Source organism: Burkholderia sp. BCC1644, from assembly GCF_902833225.1.
Lineage (GTDB): Bacteria > Pseudomonadota > Gammaproteobacteria > Burkholderiales > Burkholderiaceae > Burkholderia.
In genome coordinates this window covers 275246-291836 of record NZ_CADFEI010000003.1, presented here as the reverse complement: position 1 = coordinate 291836, position 16591 = coordinate 275246, and the positions used below count along the sequence as shown (strand labels likewise).

General features: G+C 66.3%; 16 protein-coding genes. 6 read left to right on the top strand and 10 right to left on the bottom strand.

Going from position 1 to position 16591, the window contains the following annotated elements:
• Positions 1 to 17: 17 nt before the first annotated feature.
• The 3 genes from HWX87_RS07805 to HWX87_RS07795 are packed head-to-tail and all read right to left on the bottom strand — an operon-like array spanning position 18 to position 2867.
• A complete protein-coding gene (locus HWX87_RS07805; protein WP_176046586.1) occupies positions 18 to 1454 on the bottom strand; it encodes an NAD(P)/FAD-dependent oxidoreductase in 1437 nt (478 codons plus the stop codon).
• Positions 1451 to 1750: a (2Fe-2S)-binding protein gene (locus HWX87_RS07800; protein WP_176046585.1), complete on the bottom strand. Its 300-nt coding sequence runs from the start codon at positions 1748 to 1750 to the stop codon at positions 1451 to 1453. The genes HWX87_RS07805 and HWX87_RS07800 overlap by 4 nt, the downstream gene beginning before the upstream one ends.
• Complete coding sequence (locus tag HWX87_RS07795; protein ID WP_176046584.1) at positions 1743 to 2867, bottom strand: FAD-dependent oxidoreductase; 1125 nt, start codon at positions 2865 to 2867, stop codon at positions 1743 to 1745. Before HWX87_RS07795 ends, HWX87_RS07800 begins: the two co-directional genes overlap by 8 nt.
• Before the next feature lie 149 nt (positions 2868 to 3016).
• On the opposite strand from HWX87_RS07795, the gene HWX87_RS07790 reads away from it, so the two are divergent.
• Complete coding sequence (locus tag HWX87_RS07790) at positions 3017 to 3931, top strand: LysR substrate-binding domain-containing protein (protein WP_176046583.1); 915 nt, start codon at positions 3017 to 3019, stop codon at positions 3929 to 3931.
• 67 nt (positions 3932 to 3998) lie between these two features.
• Here the strand turns inward: HWX87_RS07790 and shc are convergent, their stop codons facing one another.
• Positions 3999 to 6035 (bottom strand): squalene--hopene cyclase, encoded by a 2037-nt coding sequence (gene shc, locus HWX87_RS07785; RefSeq protein ID WP_176046582.1) that lies wholly within the window; start codon positions 6033 to 6035, stop codon positions 3999 to 4001.
• 52 nt (positions 6036 to 6087) lie between these two features.
• Between shc and HWX87_RS07780 the strand changes: the two genes are divergently transcribed.
• A complete protein-coding gene (locus HWX87_RS07780; RefSeq protein WP_176046581.1) occupies positions 6088 to 6777 on the top strand; it encodes a TetR/AcrR family transcriptional regulator in 690 nt (229 codons plus the stop codon).
• Between the two features lie 11 nt (positions 6778 to 6788).
• Here HWX87_RS07780 and HWX87_RS07775 read toward each other — a convergent pair whose 3' ends face one another.
• Positions 6789 to 6986 carry a hypothetical protein gene (locus HWX87_RS07775; RefSeq protein ID WP_208456521.1) on the bottom strand — a complete coding sequence of 66 codons (198 nt, stop codon included), beginning with the start codon at positions 6984 to 6986 and terminating at the stop codon, positions 6789 to 6791.
• On the opposite strand from HWX87_RS07775, the gene HWX87_RS07770 reads away from it, so the two are divergent.
• Entirely contained in the window at positions 6972 to 7547 is a 576-nt protein-coding gene (locus HWX87_RS07770) for an ATP-binding protein (protein WP_176046782.1), read from the top strand. The two genes, HWX87_RS07775 and HWX87_RS07770, sit on opposite strands and share 15 nt — an antisense overlap.
• Here the strand turns inward: HWX87_RS07770 and HWX87_RS07765 are convergent.
• From HWX87_RS07765 to HWX87_RS07745, 5 genes are all read right to left on the bottom strand, one after another.
• Positions 7508 to 9007 (bottom strand): FAD-dependent monooxygenase, encoded by a 1500-nt coding sequence (locus HWX87_RS07765; protein ID WP_176046580.1) that lies wholly within the window; start codon positions 9005 to 9007, stop codon positions 7508 to 7510. The genes HWX87_RS07770 and HWX87_RS07765 overlap by 40 nt on opposite strands.
• A 194-nt stretch (positions 9008 to 9201) precedes the next feature.
• On the bottom strand, positions 9202 to 9585 hold the full coding sequence (locus tag HWX87_RS07760) for an ATP-dependent protease (RefSeq protein ID WP_176046579.1): 384 nt from the start codon (positions 9583 to 9585) through the stop codon (positions 9202 to 9204).
• A gap of 616 nt (positions 9586 to 10201) precedes the next feature.
• A complete protein-coding gene (locus HWX87_RS07755) occupies positions 10202 to 10660 on the bottom strand; it encodes an MEKHLA domain-containing protein (RefSeq protein ID WP_176046781.1) in 459 nt (152 codons plus the stop codon).
• 236 nt (positions 10661 to 10896) lie between these two features.
• Entirely contained in the window at positions 10897 to 11334 is a 438-nt protein-coding gene (locus HWX87_RS07750; protein ID WP_176046578.1) for a hypothetical protein, read from the bottom strand.
• A gap of 121 nt (positions 11335 to 11455) precedes the next feature.
• A complete protein-coding gene (locus HWX87_RS07745; protein WP_176046780.1) occupies positions 11456 to 12751 on the bottom strand; it encodes a citrate synthase family protein in 1296 nt (431 codons plus the stop codon).
• Between the two features lie 154 nt (positions 12752 to 12905).
• Between HWX87_RS07745 and HWX87_RS07740 the strand changes: the two genes are divergently transcribed.
• The 3 genes from HWX87_RS07740 to HWX87_RS07730 all read left to right on the top strand — a co-directional run bounded on the left by HWX87_RS07740 (position 12906) and on the right by HWX87_RS07730 (position 16568).
• A complete protein-coding gene (locus HWX87_RS07740) occupies positions 12906 to 14288 on the top strand; it encodes a CoA transferase (protein ID WP_244137624.1) in 1383 nt (460 codons plus the stop codon).
• A gap of 108 nt (positions 14289 to 14396) precedes the next feature.
• Positions 14397 to 14807 (top strand): VOC family protein, encoded by a 411-nt coding sequence (locus HWX87_RS07735; RefSeq protein ID WP_176046576.1) that lies wholly within the window; start codon positions 14397 to 14399, stop codon positions 14805 to 14807.
• 195 nt (positions 14808 to 15002) lie between these two features.
• Positions 15003 to 16568, top strand: a complete 1566-nt coding sequence (locus HWX87_RS07730; RefSeq protein ID WP_176046575.1) for a methyl-accepting chemotaxis protein — start codon at positions 15003 to 15005, stop codon at positions 16566 to 16568.
• Positions 16569 to 16591: the final 23 nt, after the last annotated feature.

The following is a 16591-nucleotide window of genomic DNA, read 5'->3' as shown; positions in this document are numbered from 1 at the left end:
ATGAATATGCTCATGCGTCAGCTCGGAAATTCGCCGCGCTGGAAATCGTTCGACAGTTCGAGGGCGTCGGCCATCTCGCCGACGGTGACCGGCTTGATCGGCGCGCGGATCCGGTAGTACCCGACATCGTCGACGCTGCGCTGCTGCACGTCGGCGATCAGCTCGCCGACCGTCGTGCCGCACCAGCGCCCCTGGCACGGGCCCATCCCGCAGCGCGTGAATGCCTTCATCTGGTTCGGCCCCTGGCAGCCGCGCGCGGCGAGCTGGCGAACCTCGCCGGCCGTGATTTCCTCGCAGCGGCACACGATCGTGTCGTCGTCGGGGCGGCGCAGTGCGGCGGGCGGCGTGTACAGCGCGTCGAGCAACGGGCGCACCGCGAGATGACGGCGCAATGCGCGCAGCACCGGGCGTTCGCGGGTGGCGCGCCGTTGTGCGTCGAGTGCGCCGAGTTGCGCGGCGATGTCGAGCGCCGACACTTCGCCGGAGAGTGCCGCGGCCTGCGCGCCGCCGATGCCTGCGCCATCGCCCGCGATCCAGATGTGCGGCACGCTGCTGCGGCCGCGCGCGTCGCACTGCGGACGCCAGCATGCCGACGATTCGTCCCATGCATGCGCGCAGCCGAGCGAACGCGCGAGCTGCGTCGACGGAATGACGCCCTGATGGAGCAGCACGAGCGACGTGTCGAGCGTCTGCACGACGCCGTCTTCGTCGCGAAAGCGGATGCGTTCGGCGCGCGTGTCGCCGTCGATGCCGATCTCGGTCGCGCGGCGATACACGGGAATCCCGGCGTTGCGCACCGCGCGAAGCATGCGCCAGCCCTTGAGCAGGTAGTCGGCGCCGCGCAGTGCCGGCAACGCATGCGGGAGCGCACGCCGCCATGCGTCGCGCGGTGTCGTGTCGACCAGTGCGCGCACGCGCCGGCCCGCATTCAGCAACTGCGCGGCGAACAGCCACGGAAGCGGACCGCTGCCCGCGATCACGGCGTCGGCCGAGGGCGCGAGGCCCGACGATTTCAGCAGCGTCTGCGCGGCACCGACGCCCATCACGCCGGGCAGCGTCCAGCCGCGCACCGGCCACGGGCGCTCCTGCGCGCCGGTCGCGATCAACACCGCACGCGCGCCGACTTCGAGCGTGCCGCCCGACGGGCCGCTTTGCGTGAGCATCGCGACGGGCGCCGGTTCGAACGCGACCTGCCAGACGACGCTGCGCGGCAGATAGTGCGCACCGCTCGCGAGCAGGCCGTCGACGAGCGGCCGGCCGGCCGTGTAGTCGGTGCCGAGCCATGACGCGAGCGGCGCCGGTGCATCGGTCACGTTGCGGTAGATCTGGCCGCCGGGCGCGCGGCCTTCGTCCGCGACGACGACCGACAGCCCGGCCGAACGCGCGGCGGCTGCCGCCGCCATCCCGGCCGGCCCGGCGCCGACGATCAGCAGGTCACACTGGCGGCGCGTCATGCGAGCCTCGCCTTGCCGTGCATCGCACGCACCTGCATGCCGTCGGAGACGGGCGTCATGCAGCCCTGCACGTTGGGCACGCCGTCGACCTCGACGAGACAGTCGAAGCACACGCCCATCATGCAGAACGGGCCGCGCGGCGCACCGCTCACGGCGCTCGCGCGGCACGCGGCCGAACCGGCGGCGAGCATCGCGGCCGCAACGTTGTAGTGCGCGGGCACGTCGTGCGGCGTGCCGTCGATATGGATGCGCACGCGTTCGAACATCGCGGCGGCGGGAATGAGGGATTCAAACATGCCGGGCTTCCGTGGGCGCGGCAAAGCGCGCGGTGGTAAAGGCGGACAAGTCGGCAGGCGCGGCGCCGCCCGCGATCCATGGCGCGACGAGATCGGCGTGGGTCGCCGCGAGCGTCACGCCGCTGTGGCAGATCGCGAGGAACGCGCCGGGATGCGTGGCCGACGCTTCGTAGACGGGCAGGCCGTCGGGCGTCATGATGCGCAGCGCGCCCCATGCGCGCACGACGCGCGCATGCGCGAGCGCCGGGAACGCGGTGCGTGCGCGGCGCGCGATGTCGACCATCGCGGGGCGCGTCTGTCCGTCGTCGAAGCCGACGTCCTCGGCCGAGTCGCCGAGCAGTACCGAGCCTTCCGGCGTTTGCCGGACGACGAGCGTCGGGTAGTCGAGAAACGGCGCAAGGCGCTCGGTGACCATGATCTGGCCGCGCAACGGCGAGATCGGCGCGAGCAGGTCGACCATCGGCGCGAGCCGTGCATTGTCGAGGCCGGCGGCGAGCACCACGCGCCCGGCTTCGAGCCGCGCAGCGCGCGTGTCGATCTCGAAGCGCCCGGCGCGCGGACGGATCTCGGTCACGTCGCTGCGCGGCAGATAGGTGCCGCCACACTGCTGGAACGCCTGCAGCATGGCGCGCAGCGTGTAGAGCGGATTCGCGTGGCCGTCGTTCGGCGACCACAGCGCGCCGGCCAGCGATGGCGATGCCGACGGGATGCGCCGGCGCAGCGCCGCCGGATCGAGCACTTCGTACGACAGTGCGGCTTCCTGCCGGCGCAGCGATTCGAGCAGGTCGGTTGCGCTGTCGAGTTCGGCGCGATGCTCGAACAGCTCGATGCCGCCCGGGCGCTCGAAACCGCAGTTCACACCCGTTTCGCGCTGCAACTGTGCGGCGAACGCATGCCAACGCTCGGACGATTCGCGCGACCAGCGCGCATACGGCAGGCAACGGCCGCCTTTGCCCTGCACCCACACGAGCCCGAAATTGCCGCGCGCCGCGCGAAACGCGATGTCGTCGCCGTCGCAGACCGCGACGCTGTTGCCGAGCCGCGCGATACCCCATGCGATCGCCATGCCGACGAGGCCGCCGCCGGCCACGACGACGTCGAAGCGGCGCACGGTCATGCACGGCTCCGGTGTCGCTGAAACAGCGGTTGCGTGTTATATCCCATGACGGCGCGGCTCCTTGCTTTCCATACGTTGCGGAACCGATGTTCGGACAGGCAAAATGCACTGTCCAATACAGCTTGATCAACGACCCATAATCCAGTGTTATGACCACGCCATCGCTGAGGATTCGTCAGATCGAAGCGTTCCGTGCGGTGATGCAGCGCCATACCGTCACGCGCGCGGCGCGCGATCTCCATATCTCGCAGCCGGCCGTGAGCCGGCTGATCGCCGATCTCGAGGACCGGATCGGCTTCGTGCTGTTCGAGCGGCAGCAGGGGCGCTTCACGCCTACTGCGCAGGCGCGCGTGCTTTACGAGGAGGTCGAGCGCGCGTTCGTCGGGCTCGATCGCGTTGCGCAGGCCGCCGAGCAGATCCGCGCGATGCGGCGCGGCACGCTGCGCGTGGCCGGCTCACCGGCCGTCGCGCTCGACCTGCTGCCGGAGCTCGTCACGCGGTTCTCGCTCGCGCATCCCGGCGTCGACATCACGCTGCTCGCGCATAGTGCATCCACCGTCGTCGACAAGGTCGCGTCGGGGCAGTGCGATGTCGGGTTGATCGCCGAACCGGTGCCGCATCCGGCCGTGCGCGGCGAGCGCCTCGCGGAAAGCGCGATGTGCTGCATCGTGCCGCGCGGGCATCGGCTCGCGCGCAAGCGCGTCGTGCAGCCGGCCGACCTGCGCGACGAATCGTTCATTTCGTTTCCGCCGAGTTTCGAGGCGCGCAGCGCGATCGATCGCGTGTTCGTCGAGGCTGGCGTGTCGCGGGTGCTGTCGATCGAGGCGCAGCTGTCGCAGACGATCGTCGCGTTCGTCGCGAACGGTGCGGGCGTCGCGCTGATCGATCCGGTGACGGCCGCGTACGCGGGCCAGCGCGTGGCCGTCAAGCCGTTCGAGCCGGCCGTGCCCGATCACTTCTATCTGGTGACGTCTGCGTCGCAGCCGCTGTCGATGATCGGCGACGCGTTCTGCGCGGATTTGCGCGATGCGTTTGCGAGGATGCGCGAGAAGGGGGCCGGGTGATTCGGCGGGGAGGGGGATGCGACAGCGAGCGCGCCGGGTGCCTTCGGGCACCGCGGCGCGCGATCGATCAAGCGACGGCCGTGTCGGTCGCTTCGACTGCCGAGGGGGCTGCCGCCGCCGCGCCGACCAGCCGCCGATAGCGCGCGAGCGCCCACAGCGGGAAGTACGCGGTATAGCCGTGATACTTCAGGTAGAAGATGCGCGGGAAGCCGGGCGCATTGTGCGAGCGGTGCCACCAGAAGCCATCTTCCTGCTGCACCGACTGCAGATACGCGATGCCGCGCTTCACCGAATCGGATTCGCAGTCGCCGAACGCCATCTGCGCGAGCAGCGCCCACGCGGTGAAGTTCGACGTGCTCTCGCCGCCATTGGTGCCGGCGAGCTTCGGGTCGATGTAGCTGTCGTTCGTCTCGCCCCAGCCGCCATCCGCATGCTGTTTTGAACGCAGCCAGTCGATCGCGCGTGCGATATACGGCTGCGACTTGTCCTCGCCGGCGAGCGCGAGGCCGGCCAGCACGCTCCACGTGCCGTAGATGTAGTTCGTGCCCCAGCGGCCCCACCAGCTGCCGTCGGGTTGCTGCGTGCGCTTCACGTAGTCGATGCAGCGCGCGAGCGACGCGCGTTCTTCCGCGCGTTTCGTCACGCCGAAGCACAGCAGCACGCGGCCCGACACGTCCTCGGTCGGCGGATCGAGCAGCGCGCCGTGATCGGCGAACGGGATCGCGTTCAGGTACATGCGGTCGCAGTCGGCATCGAATGCAGCGAAGCCGCCGTTGCGCGATTGCAGCCCGCGCATCCAGTCGAGCGCGCGCGCGACGCGTGGCGCATGCGGATTCGTGCCGTCCGCGTTGCGATGCGTGCGGCCGCGGCGATCGAGCATCGCGGTGACGACCGCGGTGTCGTCGATGTCGGGGTAGTACGGGTTCGCGTACTGGAACGCCCAGCCGCCCGGTTCGACGTCGGCCGGCGCGTTCTCGATCCAGTCGCCGCGCAGGTCGTTTACCTGACGCACGGCCAGCCAGTCGTACGCGCGTGCGATGCGTTCATCGAGTTCGCGCAGCGCGCCGTCGGGCTCGCCGGCGTCCGGCGCCGCGACGCCGCGCGCCTGTTCGAGCGCCATCGTGCTCCACGCCGTGTCCCACACCGGCGACAGGCACGGCTGGCAATACATGCTGCCGTCCGGACGCGTGACCAGCAGTTTCTCCAGCGCGTTTTCGCAATCGCGACGCAGCGGATGGTCGTCCGGGTAGCCGAGCACCTGCATCATCTGATAGCTGTATACGATCGGCGGGAAGATGCCGCCGAGCCCGTCCTCGCCGTTCATGCGTTCCGCGCACCACGCTTCCGCATGCCGGATCGCGCGCTGCCGCAAGCCCTTCGGCATCAGCGGCTCGATATGGCGGACCGTGCGGTCGAGCGCGAGGAACACCTTGCGCATGCCGCTCGCGGGCGGGAAGTACTGACGTTCCTCGTCCGGTGGCGTGACGAACAGCTCGCGGATCGAGATGTTGCGCGGATTGCGCGCACGCGCTTTCAGCGAGCAGAGCACCAGCAGCGGCACCATGGTCGTGCGCGCCCAGTACGCGACCTTGTACATCGAGATCGGCACCCACTTCGGGAACAGCACGAATTCGATCGGCATGAACGGCGCCGCGCGCCACGGCACCTGGCCGAACGTCGCGAGCAGGATGCGCGTGAACACGTTCGCGCGCGCCGCGCCGCCGAGCTTCAGGATGGCGTCGCGCGCGCGGATCATGTGCGGCGCCTGTTCGCTGTCGCCTGCCGCTTTCAACGCGAAATACGCCTTCACGCTGCACGACACGTCCGGCTCGCCGTCGACGTACAGCGCCCATGCGCCGTGCGTGTCGAGCCGCTGGTTCGCACGCAGGTAACGCGCCATCTTCTCCTGGCGATCGTCGTCGATCTTGTCCATGAAATGCATCATCAGGATGTATTCCGCGGTGATCGTCGCATCGGATTCGAGTTCGAAACACCAGCTGCCGTCGGGTTGCTGAAGACGCACGAGCGCGTCGCGTCCACGGGCGATCGCGGTGTCGAGCGCGGACCAGGAGAAGGGGGCAGGTTTATTCATGCGGCGGATCATACCATCCAGCCGGAATGTTTATATCGAGACGCCTGGTGCTACCATCCGCACCATGAAAAAACGCCTCGAACCCGCGCCGCACGACGTGTCCGCGCCTGTTGAACCGGCTGGAACGGCCGGCGCGCGGGCGCCTGAAGGAGCATCGGCGCCGGCCGGAGCCGTTGCCGGCGTGCGGCGAAAAAAAGCGCCGGACCAGGTGCGCGCGCAGCTGCTGGCAGCCGCATCGGAAATCGCGACACATCACGGCGTGGCCGCGTTGACGCTCGATGCGGTGGCCGAGCGCGCCGGCGTGACGAAAGGCGCGCTGCAGTATCACTTCGCGAACAAGCAGGGGCTGCTGGATGCGCTGTTCGGGCAGGCGACCGCGCGGTTCGGCGCGCAGATGGACGCGCGGATGGCGGCGGATCCGAGCGGCGACGGCGCGGCGGCGCGCGCTTATCTGCATGCGGTGCTCGATTCGGCGAATCCGGCCGCGAGTACCGATGTGCTGCGCGTGCTGGTCGCGTCGATGATTACCGAGCAGGACACGCGCGAGCGATGGTCGGTGCCGATGCGTGAATGGACGCGGCCCGATCCCGTGCCGCTCGAGCAGGCTGCCACGCTGATGATCTGCCGGCTCGCCGCCGACGGGTTGTGGATCTCGGAGCTGCTCGACAGCGTCGAGGTGTCGGTCGAACTGCGCGCGGAGATCGTGCGGCAGCTCGATGCGATGAGCAAGGGGGTGTTTCCGAAGGGCGGCTGAAGCAACCTGTATCACACCGGCTTGCTCACGCCCGGACGGTTCGTTATTCTGATGCGCATGAACCGATCGCCTGCCCATTCGATTATTTGCGCCGCACTTTTGCCGGCGGGGTAGCCATCGACTGAAAGATTGTCGTCACAACCCGCCCGGAAGGCGGGTTTTTGCTTTCTGGGCTCTTCATGGAGTACCTGGAAATGCAGATCGAGCATCCACTTCAAGCGGCGTCATCGAACGACGCGGTGTTGCTCCACATGGTGTGCGGCAAGATCGCGTCGGGAAAATCGACGCTGACCGCACGGCTGGCGAACACGGAGCGGACCGTCCTGATCAGCGAAGACACGTGGCTTGCTCGCCTCTATCCGGGCGAGATCCTGTCGATCGACGACTATGTCAGGTGTGCAAAACGTATCAAGGACGTGATGGCCGATCACGTTGGTGCCATGCTGCAGGCCGGCGTGTCGGTGGTGCTCGATTTTCCATTCAATACCGTGGCGGCGCGCGCATGGGGGCATCGCATCGCGCAGGTCGCCGGCTGCGGCCATCGTCTGCATTATCTCGATGTCAGCGATGCGGTGTGCAAGGCGCGCCTGCGTGCGCGCAATGCGCTAGGGGAACATCCGTTCCAGGCGTCGGATGCCGAGTTCGAGCAGATCACGCGGTACTTCGTCGCGCCGGATGCGGCGGAGGGGCTGAATGTCGTGACCTACGACGACGCGGGCGGCGTGAGTGATCAGCCGGGTGGCCCGAACCAGGTGTTCATCGCGTCCTGAAGACCGTCTTGCGTGCGGGTCCCCACCCATGCCACATAGCCATCGGGGCGGATCAATACTGCCGTCGGTGCGGCCACCTGACCCAACGCAGGCAGTTCCCAAGGACCGTCGTATCGGGCGTGAACCAACGTGACGCGATCCAGCCAGCGCGTGATGTCGATGCTGTCGGGTTCGTCGAGATTCAACAGCACGGGCCGGGCACGCCGGAGCAGCGCAAAGACGCGGACGGGCCCGTCAGGCGTGATCAGGTCGAGGTCCGGCATGCGGCGGCCGAGCAGCGGATGCCCGGTACCGAGGTCGTAATGGACGCCAAGTCCGCACATCTCGGCGGCGGTTCGCTTGCGGGGTTCCTCCATGCGAAACAGCTCCGCGGCGATTTCACGCAACGCTTCGGTGCTGTCGTCGGTGCGCTGCAGGGCGACCTGCGCCATCGTCGTGCGCAGCACGCGGGCCGCGACCGGATGTTGCTCGGCGTGATACGTGTCGAGCAGGCTGTCAGGTGATGTGCCTTTCACCACCTGAGCCAGTTTCCAACCCAGATTCACCGCATCCTGAACACCGATGTTGAGGCCTTTTCCGCCCACCGGGGAATGCACGTGTGCAGCATCGCCGGCGAGGAGAACGCGGCCCTTTCGGTAGGTCGCTGCTTGCCGTGCCATGTCGGTGAACCTGGAAATCCACGTCAGGTTATACGCGCCGTAGTCGGTTCCGCATGCGGCAACGAGGGCTTCCTTGAGATCGTCCAGCGTGGGTTCGGTCTTCGCGCCGACCGCTTTTTCAGTCACCATCACGCCGACAGGTCCTTCAGTGGCAAAGACGATCTTGCCATCGCGAATTTCGTATTCCTCACGGCCGAAGGCATGAATGCCCAACGCAGTGCGATGGACGCCCAGTGGCGGTTCCTCTGTCATCTCGCACTCGGCGAGAATGCTGCTGGTCGTTGCGTCCCAGCCAGGAAACTCGATGCCGGCGGCTTTGCGCACGAGGCTGCGGCCGCCATCGCACCCGAGGAGATAGCGTGCCCGCAGTGACGGACGACTGGACAGTTCGATGGTGACGCCCGTGTCGTCCTGGGCGAAACCCGTCAAGTCGCAGCCGCGATAGATCGGCACGGCCAGCTCGTCGACCCACCCGGCGAGAATGCGCTCGATATGTTTTTGCCGTAACCCCAGCACGTAATTGTGCCGGGTCGGAAAATCGCTGATGTCCAGGCGGATCGACGCAAAGCCGGTGACTTGCGCCTTCTGTCCTTCAGCGAGGAAGCGATCCACGATGCCGCGTTGATCGAAAATCTCGAGTGTCCGGGCAATCAAGCCGCCGGCGCGCGAACCTGCAAGCGTCTGGTCGGGGCGGCGTTCGACGATGGCGACATCGACGCCAGCGAGCGCCAGTTCGCCAGCCAGCATCAAACCGGTTGGCCCGCCTCCGGCAATGACAACTTCGTGTTCCGATACCTGCATTGGCTACCTCGCGGAATCGATGCTGCCTGTCGAGCCGTTGCACGTCCGAGGGCAGGGGTCGGAGCACAATGGTCACGCGTTTCGACGATCCGAAAGCTTGCCCTTTCTTGGCGGATCGGTTGCAGCCGCTGAGAGCCCGACGTGACTCCAGCCCCGCACCCGGCACGACTGGAACGCCCCATGGCAAGCAGTTGTCAGAGATCGCCGCGCACTTCGCCGGTTCCCAGCGCGCTCCGCTGCCGGTTGACTTCCGCCCAAAGCTCATCGCTGTCGTCATTACGCAGCAGGACCATGCAGTCCAGTTGATCGTCGGTCACGCCGAAGTATTCCAGGATTTCCTGGCGAACCGCATCGACGAACTGCGCGTATTCCGGGGTTGCCTGGGCCCGTGCGTGCAAGGCGTCGTATTCTGCATCGTCCACACCGCCGCCGTGCTCGTCGATGTAGCGCGAGATCCACTGGTCTCGTTCGTGGTCGTAGTCGGCCTCGGCGCGCATCGCCTGCACGGCCGTGTAGAAATCCAATTGGGCAAACGCGGCGATCGCCGCCGTTGTTGCCTCGTCGAATGTAGTCGTCATGCCATTTCTCATGTTGATCGTGGCACATCATCGCACAGGCCGCACCCAGGCAGGTGCTTCGAATCCGGATGGTGCAACACACACCTTGGCGCCGACATTGGCGCCCGTGCAAACGCACCGTGGCCGGGAGATTCATGCGTTCGAGTGCGCCACGCATCGGAGGCGCGAGGGCGACAAGGCATGCGTTTTGCCGGGACGCAAGCGCAGCGATGAAAACAACTGCGCGCGGTAGATCGCGGAACACGTTTCGAGCTTATCGCCACGAGCGCCACACCGGCACTCAAGCGCCAATGCGGGCGCCGGTCGTGAATTGCTCATCATGGACGAACTTCTCCGGATACCGCCTCGGCGGTACGTTACCGGCTCGAAGCGACCCTCAACCGCCGTTCAGACTGCCTCCACCGCAACGACTGCTTTCAAGTGCGGAACCCGCTGATCAACGCAACAGATTGATGAAATCGCTCGATTCGCGAATTCTCGACCACTATGGGAGTTCGGCCGAATTGCGGATTCGACCTGTAAGCCTTCGCTGCTGCTCGATGTCACCAACTTCGGACAGCTTCCCCTCACCCATTTACCTCCGCAGGGCTCAAGCACAAACGATTGCTATGCGCGATCAGATGTCACGCGTGCGCGGGATGACAACCGCCTGGCCGTGCAGTGTGCCGTCGGCGTCGAGCAGTTGCCACAGCGTGGCTTCCTCGATCATGAAGCGCTGGCCTGACTTGGTGACCCGCACGCCCTTGTAGCCCGCCTCATAGCCGAGCCGCTGTACGCGTGCGAGGAATTGCTGCCGCTCCTCGCGATTCGGGGCCTCGGCCGAAAGTCGGGAAGGCAGGCGGATGATTTCATCCCAGCTATACCCAAACCTGCGCTGCGCGGCCTTGTTGCCGTAAATAAAGAGCGGGTCGGGATCGGTGTTGTGCGCGAGTACGGCGAACGGCGCACGCTCATAGAGCCATTCGGTAGCTTCAACCACATGCATGGCCTGAGGCACCAGGGGGCGGCCAAGCAGCCGGGCGTAGCTGTCGGCAAGGAGCTGATAGAAGGCTGGGTTGTGGTGGAGTGGGATCATCTGAGACATTTCGACGGAGATCGTGGGGCCCGTCTGCGCGACTGTGGTGATGCTTACGATACAGCATCTTCAGGCCCAGGTTTCTTGTTTCCCGGCGCCCAGCGGTAGCAGAGATCAGTGATTGATCAATCGGCCGGAAAATGGTGCGGGCGGACATTCCTCTGTCCATGGTACGCAAGCGGTCATGGACCGCTCCTGGCCGAAAACTGCCAATAAGAGCACTTGTCTTCGCTGCCTCATTCCCTCGTCGCCGATGCCGCCAGTTCACGGCGGACCCGTCGCAGATCGCGAACCTGACGGATGCCCCAAAGCAACGTGGCAACCAGCCCGACCGAGATGACGGAGAGCGTCACTGATTGCTGCACGACCCCGCGTAACGTCATGCCGAGGCCTGCTGCAGACCAGATACAAAGGAAAATGGGTCCCCCCAAGGATTCGCACACAATCTCGCCGCTCTCGTGATCACGCCAGCCGACTAGCGTCTGCCAGTTACCGGCCTCCGACAAATAGGCGGTAATTGTGATCCCAGACTCGATGCGGGGCTTTCCTGGCGCCGCGACCGAACATTCCTTCCGGTTTTCGCTTTCGAATCCGAACAGCGTAACGGGCTTACGGTTTTGCGACGTATGTGTGACGCCAAAGACCCGATCAAAGTGGACAGTTTCGAGAGGCATGTTCAGCAACCCGTCCTATCTATGTTGCAGTGCATTCTTGTTGGTGCACGTACTGATCGAACGAACCTTCTCCATTCCGCTCCGATCGAGTACCGACTTCGAGAACCACTTGCGCGCCCGGTTATCGGGCCTTGAAAAACGTCGCAAGTATGTCGTTTTCCGGACCCGCATGTTGCGCCACTGACCCCTTTCCGGACCGCCCGCGTGACCGCGGCTGACCCGTGCCGGCTTCAACACTGTCCGGCCGCACCCCCGTATAAACCGCACGAGGCCTGATCAACTCCGGATGTTCTCGCTGCTCGAGCCCATGCGCGACCCAGCCGATCGAGCGACCAAGCGCGAACAGGCCGAATGCTGCACCGACCGGAAGCCGCAAATGCCTGCGTAGCGCGACGAGCGCGAGATCCAGAGAAGACTTCTGGCCGACCAGCAAACTGCCTGCATCAATCATCGTTTTCCATTGAGGATGGCGCGGCAGGATGCGCGACAGCAGGTATGCCGCCCGCACGTCGCCACCGGGATACAGCGAATGTCCGAACCCCGGCAGATCGTCGCCTCGGTGCGGGCGCTCGCGCATTTTTCGCTCGACGTCCCGGTTGCCGATTTCATCCCACATCGCCTCGACACGCGCGGTGGTCGCGCCGTGCCGCCCACCGGACAGACCGGCGAGGCCGCCGATCACGACCGCGCGCAAACTCGCGTTCGTCGACGCCACGCATCGGCCCGTGAAGCTCGATGCGTTCAGTTCGTGATCCGCGCACAGGACGAGCGCGATCCTGATGAGTTCCGCCCCCGACGGCCCGACGCCCCATGCGCGCGCGCATTGCTCGTGGACGGGCGCCGTATCGAACCCGGTGCGCAACAGGCATGCCGCGAGGATCCGTACGAGGTCGCCGCAGCCCTGCGCCTGGCTGTCGGCCGATTGCTGCCACGCTGCCGTCGGTGCGTCTTCGGTGGCGACGGCGAACAGCGACAAGAGCGCCTGTTCCGCGCGTTGATCGCCGTAGTGTTTGAAGAGGGTTCGCAACACCGTGGGTGCACGAGGGACGCGAGGGCCGAAAGCAGTCCGCTCGTCGCATTGCCAAAGCAGCGCGGCGACTTCCTCGAGACTCGCGCGGCCGGCGAGATCGAGTGCGTCCACGCCGCGATAGAAAAGCTGGCCGCCCTCGATCAGCGTGATGCTCGATTCGAGCACGGGCGAACCCCAGTTCAACGCGGCTTTCGCGACTTCCTTCGGTTTGCGGCCGCGTGCACGTTCGGCCGCGAGCCGGTCGACGTCCGCTGCGAAGTAGCGGCTTTCACGTGGATTGCCGGAGGGTTCCGCGCGAAGCAGGCCACGGCTGACGTATGCGTAAAGCGTCTGTCGCGAGACGCCGAGCCGCGCGGCCGCTTCGGTCGAATTCAGGTAGGGCGACATGGTACGAGGCTCGATTCGTTCGGCAGGTTGATCAGAATAATCAACGTTGACAATAAATGCGAGCGAGCCGATCTTTGCTTCACCAAAACGATTCGAGGCGAACATGCGTGTCGATCAAATTTCCCATGTTGCGGCTACGGCCGATGAGGGCCTGATGCCGCGTCATCTGCAGGAATTCTGGGCCGCGCTGGGTGGCGCACGGCAGTATCTTGAGCGTTGCAGTTTCAGCGGCTCGGGCGAATTGCCGTCAGCGTTTCGCGTCACCGATTTGGCCAGTGCGGCGATTGGCGCGGCGGGTGCGGCCGTCGCCGAATTGCTGCTCGAATCGACCGGCACATTGCCGGCGGTTCACGTCGACCGGCGCATGACATCGCTGTGGTTCGGCACGTCGCTTCGTCCGTCGGGATGGACGCTACCGCCTCAATGGGATCCGGTGGCCGGCAACTATCGGGCGCGCGATCGCTGGATCCGATTGCACACCAACGCGCCCCATCATCGGCAAGCCGCCTTGACGGTGCTCGACTGCGCGGCAGACGCACGAGCGGTCGCGCAAGCGGTCAGCCGCTGGGATGCCCATGCGCTCGAAGACGCGATCGTCGAGCGCGGCGGGTGCGCGGCGGTGATGTATTCACGGCAGGAATGGGCCGCGCATCCGCAAGGCAAGGCTGTTGCATCCGAACCGTTGCTGCACGCTCATACCGCGACGGCGGTTGCGGCGCGCGAATGGCAGCCGTCGCGGGATCGGCCGCTGCGCGGCATCCGCGTGCTCGACCTGACGCGCATACTCGCCGGCCCCGTCGCGACGCGTTTTCTGGCGGGCCTCGGTGCCGACGTGCTGCGCATCGATCCGCATGGCTGGGAAGAACCGGGTACGGTGCCGGACGTTGTTCTCGGCAAGCGCTGCGCGCGACTTGACCTGAAGCAGCCTGCGGATCTCGATATGCTCAAGCGGCTGCTGCGCGACGCGGATATCGTCGTGCACGGTTACCGGTCCGACGCACTTGCGCGTCTCGGTCTCGACGCCGTGCAACGGCGCGATCTCAATCCCGCGCTCATCGACGTGTCGCTCGACGCGTACGGCTGGACCGGCGCGTGGCGTGGCCGGCGTGGCTTCGACAGCCTCATCCAGATGAGCACGGGAATCGCCGACGCGGGCATGCGCGTGACGGGAAGCGACGAGCCGGTGAGCCTGCCCGTCCAGGCGATCGACCATGCGACGGGTTACCTGATGGCGGCGGCTGCCATCCGCGGGCTGACGGCGCGGTTGAAGGACGGTGTGGGTACCGAAGTCCGCGCTTCGCTGGCGCGTACGTCGGCCGTCTTGCAGTTGCGTCCGGAGCCGATGAGCGACGTGGTTCCCGTGGTTCCGGATCCGCAACACGACCACGCCGATCACGTCGAAGCGACGTCATGGGGGCCGGCAACACGGCTCCACCCACCGTTGCAGATCGCGGGGGCACCGCTTGCGTGGTTCCATCCGGCACGGGCACTGGGAGCATATGAACCGCAGTGGCTGGAGTCGAACGTCAGCCTCTGACGAGCGGCGAAGGGGCGTGCGGTATTTGAGCAACCCTTCGCATTCCTTTGCAGACCACCGGTGCGCGGAGGACAATACGGCTGACGCCCGCATCGGAGGTTGAGCACCATGGCCACATTCCAGCCCGCTGGATGGCATACCGTCACGCCGCGCATTGTCGTGCCGGATCCGGAAAACCTGGTCGAATTCATCCGGACGGTGTTCGACGCCCGAGGCGAATTCCGTGCCGGTTTGCCTGCCGAAATCCGCATCGGCGATTCGGTCGTGATGATCAGCGGCGGGGACGGTCTGCGCGATCCGATGCCGGCGTTCCTGTACGTGTATGTCGAGGATACCGATGCGATCCATCGGCGCGCGATCGCGGCGCACGCGATCTCGCTGGAAGCGCCCGCCGACATGCCGTACGGCGACAGGCGCGCGATGGTAAGGGATCCGTGGGGAAACATCTGGCAGATTGCCACGCACCAGCGCGACCTGTCGGCCGACGAGATCCGTTCAAGGCTGGCCGGCGGGGAATAGCCGCACGCTGTCATTGCCTACCTCGCCTGTCGTAATCGTCAAGATTCACGTCGCGTACAGGTAAAACCTTCCCGTTCCCCCCGCCGTTAACCCGTTCGCAGCCCCCGCGCCGCGTGTTGCGACGTGGCGCTCGTCTTTCGTGATCCGGAATCCACATCCGCCGCTGGCCGTGCCTGGCCCGCGCAAGGGAACGTCATGCGAAAACAACTCACCATCCGCGGTGGACTCGTCGCGACCATCGCCGGCTATACCGTGCTGCTCGTGCTGGTGGTCGGCGCCTGCATTGCGGCGCTCTACATGGGCAACGGTTCGCTCGAGGCGATGTACCGCGACGACACTGCGTCGCTGCTGCACCTGAAGACAAGCTCCGAGCGGATGCTCGTGCTGCGCGAACGCATGAGCGACGTCGCGCAGGTCATCAGCGCGGGCCAGTCGGGCAAGGAGGGAGCCGCGCAGCTTCACACGCTCCTCAAGCAGAGCAACGACGAACTGGATGCGTATGCGCGCCTGCATGCGCGCGACGCGAACGAGCAGGCATTGTTCGACGCGTTGCAAAGCCACCGGCGAGCGCTGCTCGATCGCGTGTTCCTGAAAGCGCTGTCGCAGCTCGACGGCGACGACGCGTTCAACTTTCTCGACACGCAGCGCACCGCGCCGCCGGCGCTGTTCGCCGCCTACCAGGATTCGATCGACGCGCTCGAATCGTTCCAGGTCGCGCGCCAGAAGGCCCGCTATGACGCTGCCGGCGTGCATTTCCACCGGATCGTGTGGGGGATGGCGGCGGTTGCCGGGCTCGCGCTCGTCGTCGGTTTCTTTGCGCAGCGCGTGCTCGCGAAGGCGATCATCGAGCCGATCAATCTCGCGGTCGGCCAGTTCGAGAAAATTTCGAAAGGCGACCTGACGGGCACCGTCGTCATCGCGGGCGAAAATGAAATGGCCTATCTGCTCAATGCGCTGAAGCGGATGCAGGACGGCCTCGTCGACACCGTGAACCAGGTGCGCGCGAGCACCGAGACGATCGTCGGCGACGTTCGCACGATCGCGAGCGGCAACGTCGACCTGTCCGCGCGCACCGAGCAGCAGGCCGTGTCGCTGCAGCAGGCGGCCGCGAGCGTCGAACAGCTGACGGCGGCCGTGCGCCAGAACGCGGACAACGCGCGCGATGCGCGCACGTACGTCGAAGGCGCGGCCGGCATCGCGTCGCGCGGCGGCGAGGCGATGCGGCGCGTGGTCGAGACGATGTCCGCGATTTCGCACAGCTCCGCGCGGATTTCCGGCATCGTCGGCACGATCGAAAGCATCGCGTTCCAGACCAACATCCTCGCGCTGAATGCGGCGGTCGAAGCCGCGCGCGCGGGCGAGCAGGGACGCGGGTTCGCGGTCGTCGCGACGGAGGTGCGCGGGCTCGCGCAACGCTGCGCGTCGGCGGCGAAGGAGATTCGCGACCTGATCGGCAATGCCGCGCGGCGTGTCGAAGACGGCAGCGGCCTCGTCACGCTGGCCGGCTCGGCGATGAGCGAGCTCGTCGCCGCGGTCGAGCGTGTCAACGCGATCATGGGCGAGACCAGCCATGCATTCGAAGAGCAGTCGTCGGGGATCGAGCAGGTGAATGCCGCCGTCATCCAGATGGAGCAGACGATGCAACGCAATGCGGCGCTGGTCGAGGAGGCGGCCGCCGCCGCACTGTCGCTCGACGAACAGGGTTCACGACTGAGCGCGGCGGTCGCGCAGTTCCGTTTGCGTGACGAGGCCGTTGCGTGATGCGGGAATGTGTCGCCGCCGCG